Origin of the sequence: Photobacterium sp. GSS17 (assembly GCF_028621875.1) — a bacterium.
GTDB lineage: Bacteria > Pseudomonadota > Gammaproteobacteria > Enterobacterales > Vibrionaceae > Photobacterium > Photobacterium ganghwense.
In genome coordinates this window covers 1,150,785-1,168,805 of the sequence record NZ_CP117517.1, presented here as the reverse complement: position 1 = coordinate 1,168,805, position 18,021 = coordinate 1,150,785, and the positions used below count along the sequence as shown (strand labels likewise).

Annotated in this window: 16 protein-coding genes; 10 read left to right on the top strand and 6 right to left on the bottom strand. The window is 49.6% G+C overall.

Annotated features, from left to right (window positions below; all coding sequences use genetic code 11):
• Nucleotides 1-41: 41 nt before the first annotated feature.
• Nucleotides 42-716, bottom strand: coding sequence for a TetR/AcrR family transcriptional regulator (locus tag PGW97_RS05250; protein WP_047884082.1), 675 nt, complete (start codon nt 714-716; stop codon nt 42-44).
• A 1,168-nt stretch (nt 717-1,884) separates the two neighbouring features.
• Complete coding sequence (locus tag PGW97_RS05245) at nt 1,885-2,697, bottom strand: SDR family oxidoreductase (RefSeq protein ID WP_047884081.1); 813 nt, start codon at nt 2,695-2,697, stop codon at nt 1,885-1,887.
• A 430-nt stretch (nt 2,698-3,127) separates the two neighbouring features.
• Between PGW97_RS05245 and PGW97_RS05240 the strand changes: the two genes are divergently transcribed.
• On the top strand, nt 3,128-3,982 hold the full coding sequence (locus PGW97_RS05240) for a MurR/RpiR family transcriptional regulator (protein ID WP_047884080.1): 855 nt from the start codon (nt 3,128-3,130) through the stop codon (nt 3,980-3,982).
• Between the two features lie 470 nt (nt 3,983-4,452).
• Nucleotides 4,453-5,898 carry a pyruvate kinase gene (pyk, locus tag PGW97_RS05235; protein ID WP_047884079.1) on the top strand — a complete coding sequence of 482 codons (1,446 nt, stop codon included), beginning with the start codon at nt 4,453-4,455 and terminating at the stop codon, nt 5,896-5,898.
• A 139-nt stretch (nt 5,899-6,037) separates the two neighbouring features.
• Here pyk and PGW97_RS05230 read toward each other — a convergent pair whose 3' ends face one another.
• Nucleotides 6,038-6,484: a glycine zipper 2TM domain-containing protein gene (locus tag PGW97_RS05230; protein WP_273859090.1), complete on the bottom strand. Its 447-nt coding sequence runs from the start codon at nt 6,482-6,484 to the stop codon at nt 6,038-6,040.
• A gap of 145 nt (nt 6,485-6,629) precedes the next feature.
• Here PGW97_RS05230 and aat point away from each other — a divergent pair, with 145 nt between their 5' ends.
• The 6 genes from aat to speB all read left to right on the top strand — a co-directional run bounded on the left by aat (nt 6,630) and on the right by speB (nt 12,086).
• Nucleotides 6,630-7,346 (top strand): leucyl/phenylalanyl-tRNA--protein transferase, encoded by a 717-nt coding sequence (gene aat, locus PGW97_RS05225; RefSeq protein WP_047884077.1) that lies wholly within the window; start codon nt 6,630-6,632, stop codon nt 7,344-7,346.
• The gene (locus PGW97_RS05220; RefSeq protein WP_047884076.1) at nt 7,343-8,050 is read left to right on the top strand and encodes an arginyltransferase; all 708 of its coding nucleotides are present in this window, start codon (nt 7,343-7,345) and stop codon (nt 8,048-8,050) included. Before aat ends, PGW97_RS05220 begins: the two co-directional genes overlap by 4 nt.
• Nucleotides 8,051-8,232: 182 nt before the next feature.
• Complete coding sequence (infA, locus tag PGW97_RS05215) at nt 8,233-8,451, top strand: translation initiation factor IF-1 (RefSeq protein ID WP_005298441.1); 219 nt, start codon at nt 8,233-8,235, stop codon at nt 8,449-8,451.
• A 296-nt stretch (nt 8,452-8,747) separates the two neighbouring features.
• Complete coding sequence (locus PGW97_RS05210) at nt 8,748-8,930, top strand: hypothetical protein (RefSeq protein ID WP_146149658.1); 183 nt, start codon at nt 8,748-8,750, stop codon at nt 8,928-8,930.
• Nucleotides 8,931-9,060: 130 nt separating this feature from the next.
• A complete protein-coding gene (gene speA, locus PGW97_RS05205) occupies nt 9,061-10,983 on the top strand; it encodes a biosynthetic arginine decarboxylase (protein WP_273859048.1) in 1,923 nt (640 codons plus the stop codon).
• Nucleotides 10,984-11,156: 173 nt separating this feature from the next.
• Nucleotides 11,157-12,086 (top strand): agmatinase, encoded by a 930-nt coding sequence (speB, locus tag PGW97_RS05200; protein ID WP_047884218.1) that lies wholly within the window; start codon nt 11,157-11,159, stop codon nt 12,084-12,086.
• Between the two features lie 114 nt (nt 12,087-12,200).
• On the opposite strand, the gene clpA is transcribed toward speB, so the two are convergent.
• On the bottom strand, nt 12,201-14,465 hold the full coding sequence (clpA, locus tag PGW97_RS05195; RefSeq protein WP_047884074.1) for an ATP-dependent Clp protease ATP-binding subunit ClpA: 2,265 nt from the start codon (nt 14,463-14,465) through the stop codon (nt 12,201-12,203).
• 48 nt (nt 14,466-14,513) lie between these two features.
• On the bottom strand, nt 14,514-14,834 hold the full coding sequence (gene clpS, locus PGW97_RS05190) for an ATP-dependent Clp protease adapter ClpS (protein ID WP_047884073.1): 321 nt from the start codon (nt 14,832-14,834) through the stop codon (nt 14,514-14,516).
• Nucleotides 14,835-15,319: 485 nt separating this feature from the next.
• Here clpS and cspD point away from each other — a divergent pair, with 485 nt between their 5' ends.
• Complete coding sequence (gene cspD, locus PGW97_RS05185) at nt 15,320-15,541, top strand: cold shock domain-containing protein CspD (RefSeq protein ID WP_047884072.1); 222 nt, start codon at nt 15,320-15,322, stop codon at nt 15,539-15,541.
• A gap of 425 nt (nt 15,542-15,966) precedes the next feature.
• Here cspD and icd read toward each other — a convergent pair whose 3' ends face one another.
• Nucleotides 15,967-17,217 carry an NADP-dependent isocitrate dehydrogenase gene (gene icd, locus PGW97_RS05180; protein WP_047884071.1) on the bottom strand — a complete coding sequence of 417 codons (1,251 nt, stop codon included), beginning with the start codon at nt 17,215-17,217 and terminating at the stop codon, nt 15,967-15,969.
• A 141-nt stretch (nt 17,218-17,358) separates the two neighbouring features.
• Here icd and rluE point away from each other — a divergent pair, with 141 nt between their 5' ends.
• Nucleotides 17,359-17,991, top strand: a complete 633-nt coding sequence (rluE, locus tag PGW97_RS05175) for a 23S rRNA pseudouridine(2457) synthase RluE (protein WP_047884070.1) — start codon at nt 17,359-17,361, stop codon at nt 17,989-17,991.
• Nucleotides 17,992-18,021: the final 30 nt, after the last annotated feature.

Genomic DNA, 18,021 nt, shown 5'->3' with positions numbered 1-18,021 from the left:
TGTCTCATGTCGTTATTAGTGTTTTTGCATTACTACTACATCTATTGTGTTCCTGTCGGCTCTTCACGCAGTAGTGAGAGCGGTTGTTCTATTGGGGCTGCAACCCCTGCTGCCAGATACGGCACCAGACGTTCAACTAAATCCTGGGTACTGATTTGTCGTGAAAAGTCATTTTCCGCGATTTCGCACAACGCGGTAGACGATGCCATTGTGAACACCGTCGCCCCCAGCGTGAAGTGCAGTCGCCAGAACAGGGTTTCCGGATCCAGCGATGGGTTTGCCCGGCAAACCGCCGTGGTAAACAGTTTCAGTACCTTGTCGTATCGCGTCACAATGAACCAGCGTAAGTGGCCCTGAACATCGGTATAGCCTCGCCCCAGCAAGGACATAAAGATGGTGGCGCCATTGATGCGAAAATCGTTTAATGACAGCAGCGGTGATTTCACACAGCAGAAGACATCGAACATTGAAAAGTCATCACGTGTAAGAAGCACTTCCAGTTCCGCCTGCAAAGCCGGCATAAAAGCTTCCAGGTATCGACTTAATACAGCCCTGACCAGCGTCTTCTTGTCACCATAGTGGTAATTCACTGATGCCAGATTCACTCCGGCTTTGCTGGTAATGGTGCGCAGTGAGGTATCTTTGAAACCGTGCTCGGCAAACAACAATTCAGCAGCGTCCAGAATGCGTGCCTTGGTTTCTCCCTTTCCAGCCATACTCAGTCACCCGTATTAAACACATGTTTAAACTTTACATCTCGTAAACATTTTTAACAAGCGTTAAATGAGTCTCCCACCTCTGTGATACGTTTTTCGCCAACTTCAGTGTGAAAGGTGTGAAGGTGATCATTCTTCACTTCACTGTCTCACGAGACAGATCCCATCTCAGCCAGTGACCTGTTGTCACCTGCGAATGACGTAAGAATGCGGAATTCAAGAAAAAATGAGAAATTTTGAAAAAAGTTGGAACAAAGCGCAGAAAAGCGGGTCATAACTAGTGCCACTGCTTTTTCTTAGAAGACATTCTTCGAAGCCCGTCTCCCCCATGGAGATGGGTTTTTTTATGGCTGCGATTCAGGCCCGAAGAAGCAGATTTCAGAAGGAAAGAATGATAGTTCGGGCTGCCAGCAAAAAGCTTCCGTGAGCCACTTTCATAAAATCAACAAGTTAAAAAATATTTCGAATTTTTTCATTTCGACGCGGAACAAACGGGTTTTCCCCGAGTCATATATAGTGACATTAAGATTAAAGGTTTTCTTTGTTAGCTGGCCGCCAAACATGCCTTCTTCATCTTTAATCTGACAATGCCACTGCTGCTAAACTCCTAATTGTGTATAAAGCTTTGCCCACTGAATTTCAGTGGGCTTTTTTTTGCCGGTTTGACTCGTTCTGGTTATTCCGTCTTCAACTGAAATATCAGCTTCCTTAAACCTTCTCTTGCCTTCGCCCAAAAGCATGAGACACACGCTAAAAGACAGACTTCAGCCGCATTTGCTACCTGTCGCGCTTTGATACCTGTCGCGCATCTCGCGGGTTCCATCATTGGCTTTTTCTTCATCGCTGAAAAATTTTTTAAAATTTTTGGAACCTTTCGAATTAGCGCCAGTCTTAACTAGTGACATTCATAATTAAAGAGGCGATTCAGCCATTGTGTTGGGCTTCTTTAATTCGATGCCACTGCTGCTAACTCCTAATTGTGTAAAGTGTTCATCCCGCTAGCTTGTTTTAGCGGGATTTTTTTTGCCTGTGCATACCGAATCACTCCAGCTTCACTTCACCCTTTGCCATGATAGTTTTTGCTACTGCAACTTTTGCAACAGTAATTTTTGCGCCAAGCTGGCCAAGCGGGCCAAGCGGGCCAAGCGGGCCAAGCAAGGTTCTGGCATCAAAGTTCGGGCGTCATCGCCATAAGGTCCGCATGCTGTATCGTTAAACCCAGCTTGGCGCAGGTTGCCGAAGCATCAATCCACTTCGCCTGACGATCTTCCCAAGGTTGAAAATGGGGTACCGGCAAGCCAGCCCGCTCAGCCATCTGGCAGTAATACGCTTCCCGGGTTGGGTGCTGCGGTGCTGCGAGGTGTAATACTTCGCCACCCGGCCACGTTTTAATAATCAAACAAATCGCTTCGATAACATCATCCAGGTGAATCAGGTTAACCGGATCCCCCCCGTTCACGATAGCCTCGCGCCCAGCCAGAAACTTGATTGGATGCCGATTAGGTCCAATCAAACCGGCTGGTCGTAACACAACGGCCCGACTTCCCCATTCAGTAAACAGTTTTTCTTCCAATTGCACATGCGCATGTCCTGATGCCGTATCGGGCTGCACAGGCGTCGATTCAGTCACCTGCCCTGAAACATTTCCATAGACCCCGGTCGTACTGATAAACAACACACGCTGACAACCTGACTGTTGCGCCTGCTGCAATAACGCAGAGATATTATTTACAAACGCCGGTACCGCTCCTTCCTGGCGCCCCGGCGGTACGTTAATAACCAATACGTCGGTATTAAGAAAATCCGATAAGGAAGCAGGCTCCCCCGGCAACGATAACCTGACCGGTGTAATTCCTTTACGACTCAGTTCAGCGCAGCCATCTTCTGTCCGGCGGCTTCCCCACACATTCATCCCGTCCCGTTTTAATCGCTCGGCTAAGGGAGTCCCCAACCAACCACAACCACATACACTGATTTTCATTTTATTGATCTTCTCCCTACTTCCCTACTGATGTTAGGTGCCGATTTTCCATCACGGATGGTTCGTCGGCATCCCCACCTACAGCGGCAACAAACTCGGTTTAGTCATAACTTTTTCTATTGGCAAACACTATACAACCAGCCTCATACCTATGCTCAGCTGATTTTTTTCATCCTGTAAATTAATTCCTGACACATGAAAATAAACAACAAAAAACCACCGAAAGCGTGTTCAAAACGGTAATTTCCCCTAAAAAACTTTTCAGTTCTGAAAGGGAAACTTCGATCCCTGTCAAACTATAATAAAAAGAAGCAGCAATATTCATGGATTTGCTAGGAGTGGATCCATGAAAAGTAGTATAGTTTCAACAAAATGGCTTAATCTGATTCAGTAAGCCAGTAACGAAATTCAGTAACGAGCGGTAACCGCCATGAATACCCTAGAAAAAATCCAGAAAAACCTTGATAACTTCAGCAAGTCTGAGCGTAAAGTCGCTGAGGTTATCCTTGCCTCGCCACAAACCGCTATCCACTCGAGCATTGCCACTCTGGCCAAAATGGCGGATGTCAGTGAGCCGACCGTAAACCGTTTCTGCCGTCGGCTGGACACGAAAGGCTTTCCTGATTTTAAACTGCACTTGGCACAGAGCCTGGCCAACGGCACGCCATATGTTAACCGCAATGTCGAAGAAGACGATGGCCCGGATGCCTATACCTCAAAGATTTTTGAATCTACGATGGCATGCCTGGATGTGGCAAAAAATAGTCTGGATCCGATGCAAATCAATCGTGCGGTTGATCTGCTGACACAAGCGAAGAAAATTTCTTTCTTCGGACTGGGGGCATCGGCGTCTGTCGCACATGATGCGCAGAATAAGTTCTTCCGCTTCAATATTCCGATTGTGTGCTTTGATGACATCGTCATGCAGCGCATGAGCGTGATCAACTGTACCGACGGTGATGTCGTCGTAATGATTTCTCACACCGGCCGCACGAAGAGCCTGGTAGAAGTCGCGCGTATGGCCCGTGAGAACGGCGCTACAGTGATCGGCATTACTGCAAAAGACTCTCCGTTGGATCGCGAATGTTCGCTTTCTATCTGCCTGGATGTGCCGGAAGACACTGACATTTATATGCCAATGGCAAGCCGTGTCGTACAGATGACAGTCATTGATGTACTGGCGACCGGGTTTACCCTACGCCGTGGTGCCGGGTTCCGAGAAAACCTCAAGCGCGTGAAAGAGTCTCTGAAAGATTCTCGCTTTACCAAAGAAGGCATGATGTAAGCCATCTCGCACAAAAAGCACGGCACTGACCGTGCTTTTTTCTGCCCGGATTTCGACCGCGACACCACTGCAATAATCGCTACAAAACACTCTGTAACAAACGCCGTAAAATGCGCTGCCGCAAAACGTATCAGCTACGTACACGCTCTCCGCATGCGGCTGTCATCAGTATGACAATGGCTTCGACTAAACTGATTACAAGTGAAAAGCCATAAGCTGAGCAACCTGCTTCCCAGCCTGTTTGTGACAGCGAATAATTATGACTCAACTTTCACAAAGCGTGGAATTACTCGCAAAAATGTGAAATTTCATTCAATTACATGACAGTATTCTGTTCTTTTCTTTCATTTTGTTGATGGAGAGCAGCTTATCTCCAGCCCAAGTGTAGTAAAGTTTCAATCACCTCAATGAGGCAGACAATCCGAACGGATATGCTTCATTGGCTTGCAACGATACAGATGGAGTTTCAAATGTCTGAAAGGCTAAGACGTACTAAAATCGTAACGACCCTGGGTCCTGCTACCGACCGCGATAATAACCTGGAAAAAATTATTGCCGCCGGCGCAAATGTCGTCCGCATGAACTTCTCTCATGGCAGTCCGGAAGATCATATCCAACGCACCAAAACCGTACGTGAAATTGCCGCCAAACTTGGAAAGCACGTCGCTATTCTGGGTGACCTGCAAGGCCCGAAAATCCGCGTATCCACATTCAAAGACGGTAAAATCCAACTGGCCATCGGCGACCTGTTCACACTCGACAGTGACTTGCCAAAAGGCGAAGGTAACCAGCAGGCTGTTGGCCTGGACTATAAAGAGCTGCCGAAAGATGTTGAGCCAGGCGATATCCTGCTGCTTGACGACGGCCGCGTACAGTTGAAAGTTCTCTCTGTTGAAGGCAACAAGGTACACACGGAAGTCACCGTTGGTGGCCCACTGTCCAACAACAAAGGGATCAACAAAAAAGGCGGTGGCCTTTCTGCCGCCGCGCTGACTGATAAAGACAAAGCCGATATCCTGACCGCAGCCAAAATGGGTGTGGACTACCTGGCAGTATCTTTCCCGCGTAACGGCGAAGACATGAAATATGCCCGCCGTCTGGCCATGGATGCGGGTCTGGAAGCCAAGCTGGTCGCCAAAGTAGAGCGAGCTGAAGCGGTTGCAACCGATGAAGCAATGGATGACATCATTATGGCATCTGATGCCGTCATGGTTGCCCGTGGTGACCTCGGGGTCGAAATTGGTGACCCTGAGCTGGTTGGCGTTCAGAAGAAACTGATTCGTCGCGCCCGTAGCCTGAACCGCACCGTGATCACTGCAACCCAAATGATGGAATCCATGATCACCAGCCCGATGCCAACCCGTGCCGAAGTCATGGACGTGGCGAATGCCGTGCTTGATGGAACCGATGCCGTGATGCTTTCTGCCGAAACCGCAGCCGGTGACTTCCCGGTTGAAACGGTAACCGCAATGGCTAACGTGTGTCTGGGTGCGGAAAAAGAGCCAAGCATCAACATCTCTAACCACCGAATGACTCGTACTTTCGACTGCGCAGAAGAAACCATTGCGATGTCGACCATGTACGCGGCAAACCACATGCAAGGCGTCAAAGCCATGATTGCGATGACAGAGTCAGGCCGTACGCCGCTGATGATGTCACGTATTTCTTCCGGTCTGCCGATTTTCGCGATGTCACGTAATGAAAGCACTCTGAATCGTGCGGCTCTGTACCGTGGCGTAACACCGGTTTACTTCGATCGCGACAGCGATGCCGGTCTGGAAGCCGCCAAGCATGCGGTTGCGGTTCTGAAAGAGAACGGTTTCCTGAGCTGCGGCGATCTGGTCATCATCACCCAGGGTGATGTGATGGATACCATTGGTTCAACCAACAACATGCGTATCCTGACCGTCGACTAACAGTCGTCAACCAGACACAATCAGGGCGGCCCAAAAGCCGCCCTTTTTTATTGCTGGCACTAAATAATTGATAGTGCGATGCAGGTATAAATTGATGTATGGGAGCGATAATCAATACTCGCGATTACCCAAGCCCCTCTCAGGGATAGGTTTTATCCACCCGAACCCCATTGTCGAAATACAGGATTCGTACTCCATCCCCACGCTGAAACAACATGTCGCTATCCACATCCTGAATCACATCCACCAATTTACCCTCTTCTGTTTTAATCAGCAGTTCGACCAGTCGGTACTCCACAACATGGCGCTCAGGCTGGCGGTAATGCGCGATGCCCGCCCCGGTAACAGCCCCTATCGCAGTAGCGACTTCACGACCGGTTCCACCGCCAAACTGGTTGCCGATCAGGCCGCCAATTACGCCCCCCAGCAAGGTTTCCCAGCCATTGCGGTGGGACTCCAGGACTTCCTGCTGAGTTATGTACCGCACATTATCTACGTCTCCGAACACCACTTTATTCACGGCCCGCGCTTCATTACGCTGATATGGGCCCGCTTGGGCGAACAGGGGTAGAATTAGTAATAACATGAACCACTTTCTCAATTTATAATCCCCTGATAAAAAGGCGATAACCGCCAAAGATTGAAGTGCATATGATTTTAACCCGTCCAGCTGCCGGTCGTATATCTGATACCAGTCAACGCCCGCCAGGTGAGCTATTTTTAGTGTAATTATGGCAATTTATCTCCCGGAGCTTGATCCGGTCAATACTGATTTTCCGTCACCTGAGACTGCGCTGGCCGATCCTAACGGCTTGCTGGCCTTTGGCGGTGACCTGCGTCCTGAACGTTTACTGGCGGCATACCGACAAGGGATCTTCCCGTGGTTTTCCGAAGGTGAACCTCTGCTCTGGTGGAGCCCGTCGCCACGAGCCGTGTTTCTGCCACAGTATTTTCGCCCGAGCAAAAGCCTGCGGAAATTTTTCCGAAAGTCCGGTTATCAGGTCACCCTGAATCAGGCCTGCCACGATGTGATTCGCCTGTGTGCTGAATCACGCGGGGCTGATGAAACCTGGATCACGCCGGAGATGATCTGTGCCTACCAGGCAATGCATGACCTCGGATACTGCCACTCGGTCGAGGTCTGGCGTGAAAACGGCGAACTCGTCGGCGGATTCTACGGAATTGGCATAGGTGGCATCTTTTGTGGAGAATCGATGTTTTCTCTGGCTGACAACGCATCCAAAATCGCGCTCTGGTTTTTCTGCCAGCACTTTGACCTGCATGGCGGACAGCTTATTGACTGTCAGATGATGAACAACCACCTTGCATCATTAGGCGCCGTCGAGATGGAGCGTCCTCTGTTCATGCAGTTTCTCAGTCAACAAAGGGATGCCATACTGAAGTATGGTTGTTACGAGCCACAAACCTTAGCAGTACCCGAATCATGACCAGTTATCAATCGATGTCATTACGTATCGGGGTAACACCGGAGTCCCCCTGTAACTACCTGCCGGAAGAGACAGAACAGCTGGGCGTGGTGATGGACCATCACTGGCTAACACCGGAAGGCTACGCTCTGCTACTGGCGTCGGGTTATCGCCGCAGCGGCACGGCTGTGTATAAGCCCATGTGTCAGCACTGTACGGCCTGTACCCCATTGCGAGTGGACTGCCAGCGGTTTACCCCGTCTCGCAGCCAGAAGCGTCAGCAGAATCAAATGAGAAAGCTGCGCTGGGAATTTAAACCCAACCTCGATCCGGGTTGGTTCGAACTGTATGCACGCTATATTAACCAGCGCCATGCTGACGGCAGCATGTTTCCGCCGAACAAGAAACAGTTTTTTGAATTCTGTACTGCCCCCTGGATGAATACCCTGTTTCTGCATGGGTATGACGGTGATAGGCTGATTGCAGTAGCAATTACGGATGTGCTGGACGATGCGCTGAGTGCGGTATACAGCTTTTTTGATCCGGCATCACCACTGTCACTGGGCACGCTCTGCGTCCTTTATCAGATTCACTACTGCCAGCTGACGGAGCGTTCCTGGCTGTATCCCGGCTATCAGATTGATGCCTGTAAAGCGATGAATTACAAAATACGGTTTCAGCCTTACGAACTGCTGAAAAACAACCGCTGGCAGTCAGGCGAGTAAAAAAGCGGCTGTTTTATTCACCAGTACCGGCATTGACCTGCGATTAATTCGTTTAAATGCATCTCAGTAGCTGACAAAGGTTTACTGCGCAGGTAAAATTGCGGCCTAAACTTTACACTTAACCAGTTTCAAGGCAACATCCGGCCCGATCAGAAGAATGGCTGGTAGCCTAAGAGGATTCAATGGCAAAAGAAGACGTAATTGAAATGCAAGGCACTGTACTGGATACACTGCCTAACACTATGTTCCGCGTAGAGCTGGAAAACGGTCACGTTGTGACTGCACACATCTCTGGCAAAATGCGTAAAAACTACATCCGTATTCTTACTGGTGATAAGGTAACTGTGGAACTGACTCCATACGACCTGACCAAAGGCCGCATCGTCTTCCGCGCCCGTTAATCTTGCCAATCCAAGATAACAGAATACAAATAAAACCCGGCCTAAGGCCGGGTTTTATTTTTTCAGTCCCACCAAATCGCAAACACGGCGCGCTCAGCCCTTCAAGCACGGCTTCTTATCAGTTCGATAAAACAATTTGCTCAAGTTCTGAAAATCATTTTATTTGCCTCAGGGGCAGAACGGTTGTCTAATCGCGCTGCACCCAACCGCGTACGACCGAGGTGTAAACGGGGACCCTCCCTTTTTATCTGTCATACCGTGAAATCTGTCAGCAGCACGGCCGTTTAGGAATGACAATGAAACCTCTCGCAATCAATGATTATCAGGCCGAGTTACACCTGATTACACTTTGCGATATCGCAGCTCATATTCGCCCTCAGAACAAATCGCTGGAGTCGACGCTTACGTCAAGCCGTCGCAAAAGAAAAATGGCCCTGAGACGACCAGCTAAAACTCCGATGACGACACCAAGCGTCTAACCACGATTTCTCCGGCGTCTTACACGCTGGGTCTATTTATTTCCGGTGCTTGCCTTTTCTGAATATTGGCGGGCGGCTTTGTTACGCCCGTTCGCTGCGGCATGCCCCGTATAAACACTGAGGATTTACTATGAGTGATTGGTCAATCGACAATGCTCGCGACATTTACAACACGCCTTACTGGGGTCAGGGCTACTTTGATATTAATGCTGAAGGTGACGTTACCGTCAGCCCAGATGTCTCCAACCCTAATAACAGGATTGCCCTTTCCGCACTGGCTGACGATCTGATCGCTCAGGGCGCCTCGCTGCCGGTTCTGGTTCGTTTTCCGGAAATCCTGCACCACCGGGTAGACAGCCTGTGTGCAACATTCAATAACGCCATCGCAGACTATGGCTACGATGGCCAGTACCTTGCGGTTTACCCAATTAAAGTGAACCAGCAAGAAGCCGTAGTCAGTGAAATTCTGGCCAGCCAGTATGCCAAACAGCAGCGTCAGCTGGGTTTGGAAGCCGGCAGCAAGCCAGAACTGATGGCTGTACTGGCGATGGCGCATCAGGCCAGTTCGGTGATTGTGTGCAACGGCTACAAAGACCGCGAATACATCCGTCTGGCGCTGATTGGCGAAAAGCTGGGGCACGAAGTGTATATCGTGCTGGAAAAACTGTCTGAGCTGGAGACCGTGATTCAACAAGCGGCAGAGCTGGGTGTTCGCCCTCGCCTGGGCCTGCGCGCACGTCTGACGGCTCAGAGCAAAGGCAAATGGGAAGCCAGTGGCGGCGAAAAATCCAAATTCGGTCTGTCTGCCTCTCAGGTACTGACCGTGATGAATAAGCTGCGCGAAAGCAACATGCTGGATTGCCTGCAACTGCTGCATTTTCACTTAGGGTCTCAGATTGCCAATATACGCGACGTTCGTAACGGCGTCAGTGAAGCCGGTCGTGTATATGCCGAGCTGTACCGTCTGGGTGCTGGCATCACCACGGTGGATGTCGGCGGTGGCCTGGCCGTCGATTACGAAGGCACACGTAGCCAGAACAGTTGTTCCATGAACTACAGCCTGCGTGAATATGCGAACAACGTGGTCTACACCATTGGCGATATCTGTAAAGAATATGGCATTGCCATGCCGCGCATTATTTCGGAGTCAGGCCGAAACCTGACAGCGCATCATGCGGTACTGATCAGTGACGTTATTGGTGTTGAAAGTTATAAACCGGAAGCGGCCATTGCCCCGCCGGAATCTGCCCCTCAGCTGCTGCTGAACATGTGGCGTTCCTGGCTGGAACTGAGCACCCTGACGGATCACCGTTCACTGATTGAGATTTATCATGACAATCAGAACGATTTGGCGGAAGCGCATACTCAGTTTTCAATGGGCATGCTCACCTTCGAAGAACGTGCATGGGCTGAACAAATCAGCCTGCGCCTGAGCTTTGATCTGCAAAAGCGCCTGTCGCCGAAAAACCGTGCCCATCGTCCGTTGCTGGACGAACTACAGGAGCGCTTTGCCGATAAGTTCTTTGTGAACTTTTCGCTGTTCCAGTCTCTGCCAGATGCCTGGGGTATCGAGCAAATTTTTCCGGTGCTGCCACTCAGCCACCTGGACAAAGAGCCTGAGCAGCGTGCTGTGATTATGGATATCACCTGTGATTCTGACGGCGCGATTGACCAGTATGTCGAAGGACAGGGTATCGAAAGTACTCTGGCGGTCCCAAGCTGGAGCGATGAAACGCCATACCGGATGGGTTTCTTCCTGGTTGGCGCTTACCAGGAAATTCTGGGCGATATGCACAACCTGTTCGGCGATACCGATACCGCCGTAGTGCGCTGCCAACCTGAGGGCGGGTATCATATCGAGCACATTGACCGCGGCGACAGCGTGGGTGATGTACTGCGATACGTTCACCTCGATGCGGCAACTTTCCTGCGTCAGTACGAAGAAATGGTCGCGAAGTATCTGCCACCGTCAGAGCACAGTGGTATTCTGGCTGAGCTGGCAGAAGGCCTGCAGGGCTACACTTACCTTGAAGATATTCGAGGCTGCCGATAAATCACGGTTCGCCTCCCTCCAGAAGTCTGATGACAATGGCGGGCGGCGAGTCCATCAATTTTGAACGCCTTTCCTCACGCGACGCTGACGAATTGATAGTGACATATCAATACCGACGCACAGTGGAGGACAACAACTTGAAAAAAGACACTGATTCTCAGGAGAGCACTGCATTGTCAAATAACGCGCTAGCGACCCTTGCTAACTACCCGGATTATTCACTGTACGCCAATGCCTTCGGCTTTTTGCGTCAACCGCTGAATTTCACCCCACATACGTCTGACGCTGATGTAGTCATCACCGGTGTTCCGTTTGATATGGCGACAACCGGTCGCTCTGGCAGCCGCATGGGGCCAGGTGCAATCCGTCAGGTTTCCACCAATCTGGCATGGGAAGGCAAACGCTGGCCGTGGACTTTTTCCCTGACCGATAAAATCCGCATTGCCGATTGTGGCGATTTGGTGTTCGACAGCGGTGACGCCGCACAAATGTGTGAGCGCCTGGAAAAACATGCCACCAGCCTGATAGAACACGGTAAAACCCTGCTGACGTTTGGTGGCGATCATTTCGTGACGCTGCCGCTGCTACGGGCACACGCCAAAAAGTACGGCAAAATGGCACTGATCCACTTTGATGCTCATACCGACACTTATCATTTGGGCAGCCAGTATGATCACGGCACCATGTTCTACCATGCGCCGAAAGAGGGCCTCATTGACCCGCACCATTCCATCCAGATTGGTATCCGTACCGAATACAGCAACAAGCTGGGCTTCAATGTTCTGGATGCGGCAAGTGCAAATGATCAGTCCGTAGAACAGATTGTCGAGAACATCAAACAAACCGTGGGTGACTTACCGGTTTACCTGACTTTTGACATTGACTGCCTGGATCCGGCATTTGCTCCGGGCACCGGCACTCCGGTATGTGGCGGTCTGACTTCAGACAAAGCGCTGAAAATCATCCGTGGCCTGCAAGGGATCAACCTGATTGGAATGGATGTCGTGGAAGTGGCACCAGCCTACGACCATGCGGAAATCACAGCGTTAGCAGCCGCAACACTTGCTGTTGACCTGCTGCATCTGTGGGCTTCCGAGCGTTAAGCAATACCAAGTGATCACGCTCAAACAGCGTAATAGCGATAAAAAATAACCGCCCAAAGGCGGTTATTTTATTTCTGCGGTTAACTGAACAAGTCGTGTCCTTGATTCAGCCTATCAATGTGCAGGTTCGACCTGACTGCTGAACAGGAATTCCAGCTGGTCATTGACCAGATCAACCCGTACAGAGCCACCGTTAATCAACTCACCAAACAACAGCTCATTGGCCATTGGTTTTTTCAGGTTGTCCTGAATCACACGCGCCATCGGACGCGCACCCATCGCCTTGTCATAACCTTTGTTTGCCAGCCATTCACGGGCTGCCGACGAGACTTCCATCGACACACCACGAGCATCCAGCTGCGCCTGAAGTTCAACAATGAACTTGTCGACCACCTGAGAAATAACCTCTTTTTCAAGATGGTTAAACCAGATAATGCTATCCAGACGGTTACGGAATTCCGGCGTAAAGACACGCTTGATTTCCGACATCGCGTCGTGGCTGTGATCCTGTTGGATCAAACCGATCGACTTACGCACAGTTTCAGTCACACCGGCGTTGGTGGTCATAACCAGAATCACATTGCGGAAATCCGCCTTACGGCCGTTGTTATCCGTCAGCGTACCGTTGTCCATCACCTGCAACAGCAGGTTAAATACGTCAGGGTGCGCTTTTTCAATCTCATCCAGCAGTACGACTGAGTGAGGATGTTTAATCACGGCATCGGTCAGCAAACCACCCTGGTCATAACCCACGTAACCCGGAGGCGCACCAATCAGACGGCTGACAGTGTGACGTTCCATGTACTCTGACATATCGAAACGCAGCAACTCAATACCCAGAGTACGTGCCAGCTGCACGGTTACTTCGGTTTTACCTACCCCGGTCGGGCCGGCAAACAGGAACGAACCCACAGGCTTGTTCTCGGCCCCCAGACCAGCGCGGCTCAGCTTGATGGCTTCTGTCAGCGCATCAATCGCCGGATCCTGACCAAACACCAGCATCTTCAGTTTCTTGTCCAGCTTTTGCAGTACATCACGGTCGCTGGAAGAGACTGATTTCTCAGGGATGCGAGCCATTTTGGCAATCATGGCTTCAATGTCACTGACATTTACGGTTTTCTTGCGCTTGCTCGCCGGAGCAAGACGACAACGCGCACCCGCTTCATCAATTACGTCAATTGCCTTGTCAGGCAGATGGCGTTCGTTGATGTATTTGGCCGACAGTTCAACAGCAGCACGGATGGCTTTGTTAGTAAATCGCACTTCATGGTGCGCTTCATACTTCGGCTTCAGCCCCATCAGGATCTTCGTGGTGTCATCCAGTGATGGCTCAACAATATCAATCTTCTGGAAGCGGCGTGACAATGCGCGCTCTTTCTCAAAGATATTGCTGTATTCCTGGTAGGTGGTTGAACCCATACAACGAATCTTACCGCTGCTCAGCAGAGGTTTGATCAGGTTCGCCGCATCAACCTGTCCGCCAGACGCTGCCCCGGCACCGATAATGGTGTGGATTTCGTCGATGAACAGAATGGCATGATCTTCTTTTTCCAGTTGCTTCAGGATAGCTTTGAATCGCTTCTCAAAGTCACCGCGGTACTTAGTCCCGGCCAGCAGTGAGCCGATATCCAGAGAGTAAATCACACAGTCTTTGATAACCTCTGGCACCTGGCCTTCCACGATGCGCCAGGCCAGCCCTTCCGCAATGGCGGTTTTACCGACACCAGCTTCGCCTACCAGCAGAGGGTTGTTTTTACGGCGACGGCACAAGACCTGAACGGTACGTTCCAGTTCATTGTCACGACCAATCAGCGGGTCGACCCCACCGGCACGAGCCAGTTGGTTCAGGTTAGTGGCAAAGTTTTCCAGCTTATCTTCTGAGCTTTGTTCGCTGCGAGGGTCATCCCCGCCCACATCCGAACCATGAAGATCGTCGTTTCCACTGTCTTTCACAGTGCCATGAGAAATGAAGTTCACGACGTCAAGACGGCTGATGTCGCTTTTCTTCAGGAGGTATGCAGCGTGAGATTCCTGCTCGCTGAAAATCGCGACCAGAACATTCGCACCAGTGACTTCACTGCGTCCGGAAGACTGAACGTGGAACACAGCACGTTGCAACACACGTTGGAAACTGAGTGTAGGCTGGGTTTCCCTGCTCTCGTCGTCCACCGGAATCAGTGGCGTAGTTTGCTCAATGAAGGAGTCCAGTTCTTTGCGCAGCGTATCCAGATCAGCACGGCAAGCCAGCAGTGCTTCCTGAGCAGATGCATTCTCCAACAACGCCAACAGCAGGTGCTCTACTGTCATAAATTCATGGCGCTTTTCCCTGGCGCGTGCAAATGCAGCGTTCAAGCTCGCTTCAAGTTCTTTATTTAGCATAAGGCACCTCCCCTAAATACCACTCAATTATGGCGTGCCGAAAAAAGCCTAAGCTTTTTCCATCGTACACAGTAGCGGATGTTCATGCTCCCTTGCATACATCATTACCTGAGCAACCTTGGTCTCGGCGACTTCGGCTGTGAAGGTGCCGCATACGGCCTTCCCTTCATAATGCACAGTTAGCATCAACTGTGTGGATTTCTCCAAATCCATGGAGAAGAACTTCTGTAACACTTCTATCACAAAATCCATCGGTGTGTAATCATCATTATTTAAAATTACTTTGTACATCGATGGGGGCTTAACCCGGGTTTCCTCGTCTTCCAGAATATCGGATTCCGGAACGATCCACTCGTATAACTTACTCATAACCTTAACTTACCAGTACGATAGGAATAGTCCACCAATAAACAACAACTTAAGCTAGGACTAAGTGTATGTGGCGATTTCGACCGCAGTTTTCCTATCACTATATTCAGACTAATGCACTCATTGTATTCCAGCAACTAAGAGATGACTACGATAATGCCGAAAAACCGCCAATAAGACGGTGACCTGACGCGGGAAAACCGCCTTAAAGGAGGGATATTTTACGACAGAAAATAGCGTACAGACTAATGACTGAGTTTTACTTCCTTTTCAGAGCTTTCAACTGCATTCATCGTCTTTTTTTTCACCAACTGGTATTTTATGAGATTGTTACAATATGCACTTGACTGTCTATATTTTTTTACTAGAGTGTAACTTGTAGTAGATACTCACTGCATCAAATTAGCATTAGTATGCAATGCATGATAAAAAGGATCGGCAAACTAATGCAAAATGGAACTTGAATGCACAGAAGGATGTATAGCATGGCAACAGGTACAGTTAAATGGTTCAACAACGCGAAAGGGTTTGGTTTCATCTGTCCGGAAACCGGTGAGGGTGACATCTTTGCGCACTATTCAACTATCCAAATGGACGGCTACCGGACACTTAAAGCGGGCCAGCAGGTCAACTACACTGTAGAGACGGGTCCAAAAGGTTTCCATGCAAAGGAAATAGTTCCGGTCCAACTCGACGCCGCGAAGTGACCTCGCAATTACAGTTCTCTATTCGGTACATGAAAGACAGGCCAAAGCCTGTCTTTTTTATTGTTCGGGTTTTCAGTGCTAGCGCCATCCGGCCTCGGAGTTTTTTGCTATCTCATTCATCAGCACTGAAACTGACAAATGAATAATTATTAAATAACGGTGATCCTAATCCAATTGTTTAAATTTAACATTATTTAAACAAAAAGCCCTATTTATACAGCTTTGCTGTTTATCTTTCCATTCATATGTCGCGCATTTTTCACACAACCATTTACGCCAACTATTCACTCAAAGACGTATCACTCAAAAGAGTCATCGCTCAAAAAAGAATCGCCGGCAAAATGCATAGACTGCGTTTCAGCAACGCCAATAAAAAAGCCCGGCATTAATGCCGGGCTTATTATGCTTATTACAAGATGTTCAGCTTACATTTGCTCAATCATGTCGTTGGCAAATTCAGAACACTTACGCAAAGTAGCACCTTCCATCAGACGCTCGAAGTCATAAGTCACAGTCTTGTTACGGATGGCAGCTTCCATTGACTCGATGATCAGGTCAGCAGCTTCTGTCCAACCCAGGTGACGCAGCATCATTTCAGCAGACAGGATCAGTGAACCTGGGTTTACTTTATCCTGACCCGCATACTTAGGTGCAGTACCGTGAGTCGCTTCGAACAGTGCAACGCCATCACCAATGTTTGCACCCGGTGCAATACCGATACCACCCACCTGCGCAGCCAGTGCATCAGAGATGTAGTCACCGTTCAGGTTCATGGTTGCAATCACATCGTACTCAGCTGGACGCAGCAGGATTTGCTGCAGGAATGCGTCAGCGATGCTGTCTTTGATGATGATTTCTTTGCCGGTCTTTGGATTTTTCAGAGTCATCCATGGACCACCGTCCAGCAGCTCTGCACCGAACTCTGCCGCCACTTCGTAACCCCAATCTTTGAAGGCACCTTCGGTGAACTTCATGATGTTACCTTTGTGAACGATAGTCAGTGAGTCACGATCGTTGTCGATAGTGTACTGAAGTGCTGCACGAATAAGGCGCTTAGTGCCTTCTTCAGAAATTGGTTTGATACCGATACCACACTGCTGAGGGAAACGGATCTTTGTTGCGCCCATTTCTTCTTTCAGGAATTTGATAACTTTATCAGCTTCTTCTGTACCCGCTTTGAATTCAACACCAGCGTAGATATCTTCTGAGTTTTCACGGTAGATAACCATGTCAGTCAGTTCTGGTTGTTTCAGAGGGCTTGGAACACCGTCGAAGTAACGTACAGGACGGGCACAGATGTACAGGTCCAGCTCCTGGCGCAGTGCAACGTTCAGAGAACGGATACCACCGCCAACTGGCGTAGTCAGAGGACCTTTAATAGCAACTTTGTATTCACGAATAAAATCTAGCGTCTCTTGCGGAAGCCAGGCATCTTCACCGTATACATGCGTTGATTTTTCACCAGTGTAGATTTCCATCCAGGAAATTTTACGATCACCGGCGTAAGCTTTAGCAACTGCGGCATCAACCACTTTAATCATGGCTGGGGTGACATCAACACCGATACCATCACCTTCAATGAATGGGATGATAGGGGTGTTAGGGACGACCAGTCTACCTTCAGAATCCAGGGTAATCTTCTGACCTTCAGCTGGTACAACTACTTTACTATCCATTTAAATCTCCTAGCGTCCATTTGTTATCTTTTTGTAAGATGCGCGCAAATAATACTTGAAAAAATATCGAAACGCCACTCAGCAATTTTTCGCGGTATAATAGGCAGGTCGATTATTTTACCCTTTTACAGCTCGCTAGTTATGAAGCCAAACACCTCAATGCGTCAACCTAAACGTTCCAATTTTGCGCGTCGACCATCAAGAAATGTTAATCGCCCTCGCCGTCCGCAAGGGCCACAGAAAATCATATTATTTAACAAACCTTATAACGTTTTAACTCAATTTACCGGTGAACCCGGCGATCAAACACTGGCAGATTTTATCCCGGTGCGTGACGTTTACCCGGCAGGTCGGCTGGATAAAGACAGTGAAGGTTTGCTGGTTCTGACCAATGACGGCATTTTGCAGGCACGTCTGACCCAACCGTCCTCGAAGCAGCCAAAAACCTACTGGGTACAGGTAGAAGGAGAGCCGAGCGAAGATGCCCTGAACGAACTTCGCCACGGCGTCACATTGAAAGACGGTCCTACCCTGCCTGCGCAAATCGAGCGCATGACTGAACCGGGAATCTGGCCACGTAACCCGCCTATCCGGGAGCGGAAGAACATTCCGACAACCTGGTTAGCCATCACCCTAAAGGAAGGCCGTAACCGCCAGGTTCGTCGAATGACGGCTCATATCGGCCATCCGACCCTGCGCCTGATTCGCTATCGCATGGCTGACTGGACCGTCGATGATCTGGCTCCAGGCGAGTGGCGCGAAGTGTCACTTTAACAAAGTGTCTCGCTAATCTGCTGGCCGGGC

What these genes read in the sequence shown, in the direction of transcription:
- PGW97_RS05250 (WP_047884082.1), bottom strand. Translation starts at nt 716, where the DNA reads ATGGCTGGAAAGGGAGAAACCAAGGCACGCATTCTGGACGCTGCTGAA.
- PGW97_RS05245 (WP_047884081.1), bottom strand. Translation starts at nt 2,697, where the DNA reads ATGAAAATCAGTGTATGTGGTTGTGGTTGGTTGGGGACTCCCTTAGCC.
- PGW97_RS05240 (WP_047884080.1), top strand. Translation starts at nt 3,128, where the DNA reads ATGAATACCCTAGAAAAAATCCAGAAAAACCTTGATAACTTCAGCAAG.
- pyk (WP_047884079.1), top strand. Translation starts at nt 4,453, where the DNA reads ATGTCTGAAAGGCTAAGACGTACTAAAATCGTAACGACCCTGGGTCCT.
- PGW97_RS05230 (WP_273859090.1), bottom strand. Translation starts at nt 6,484, where the DNA reads ATGTTATTACTAATTCTACCCCTGTTCGCCCAAGCGGGCCCATATCAG.
- aat (WP_047884077.1), top strand. Translation starts at nt 6,630, where the DNA reads ATGGCAATTTATCTCCCGGAGCTTGATCCGGTCAATACTGATTTTCCG.
- PGW97_RS05220 (WP_047884076.1), top strand. Translation starts at nt 7,343, where the DNA reads ATGACCAGTTATCAATCGATGTCATTACGTATCGGGGTAACACCGGAG.
- infA (WP_005298441.1), top strand. Translation starts at nt 8,233, where the DNA reads ATGGCAAAAGAAGACGTAATTGAAATGCAAGGCACTGTACTGGATACA.
- PGW97_RS05210 (WP_146149658.1), top strand. Translation starts at nt 8,748, where the DNA reads ATGAAACCTCTCGCAATCAATGATTATCAGGCCGAGTTACACCTGATT.
- speA (WP_273859048.1), top strand. Translation starts at nt 9,061, where the DNA reads ATGAGTGATTGGTCAATCGACAATGCTCGCGACATTTACAACACGCCT.
- clpA (WP_047884074.1), bottom strand. Translation starts at nt 14,465, where the DNA reads ATGCTAAATAAAGAACTTGAAGCGAGCTTGAACGCTGCATTTGCACGC.
- clpS (WP_047884073.1), bottom strand. Translation starts at nt 14,834, where the DNA reads ATGAGTAAGTTATACGAGTGGATCGTTCCGGAATCCGATATTCTGGAA.
- cspD (WP_047884072.1), top strand. Translation starts at nt 15,320, where the DNA reads ATGGCAACAGGTACAGTTAAATGGTTCAACAACGCGAAAGGGTTTGGT.
- icd (WP_047884071.1), bottom strand. Translation starts at nt 17,217, where the DNA reads ATGGATAGTAAAGTAGTTGTACCAGCTGAAGGTCAGAAGATTACCCTG.
- rluE (WP_047884070.1), top strand. Translation starts at nt 17,359, where the DNA reads ATGAAGCCAAACACCTCAATGCGTCAACCTAAACGTTCCAATTTTGCG.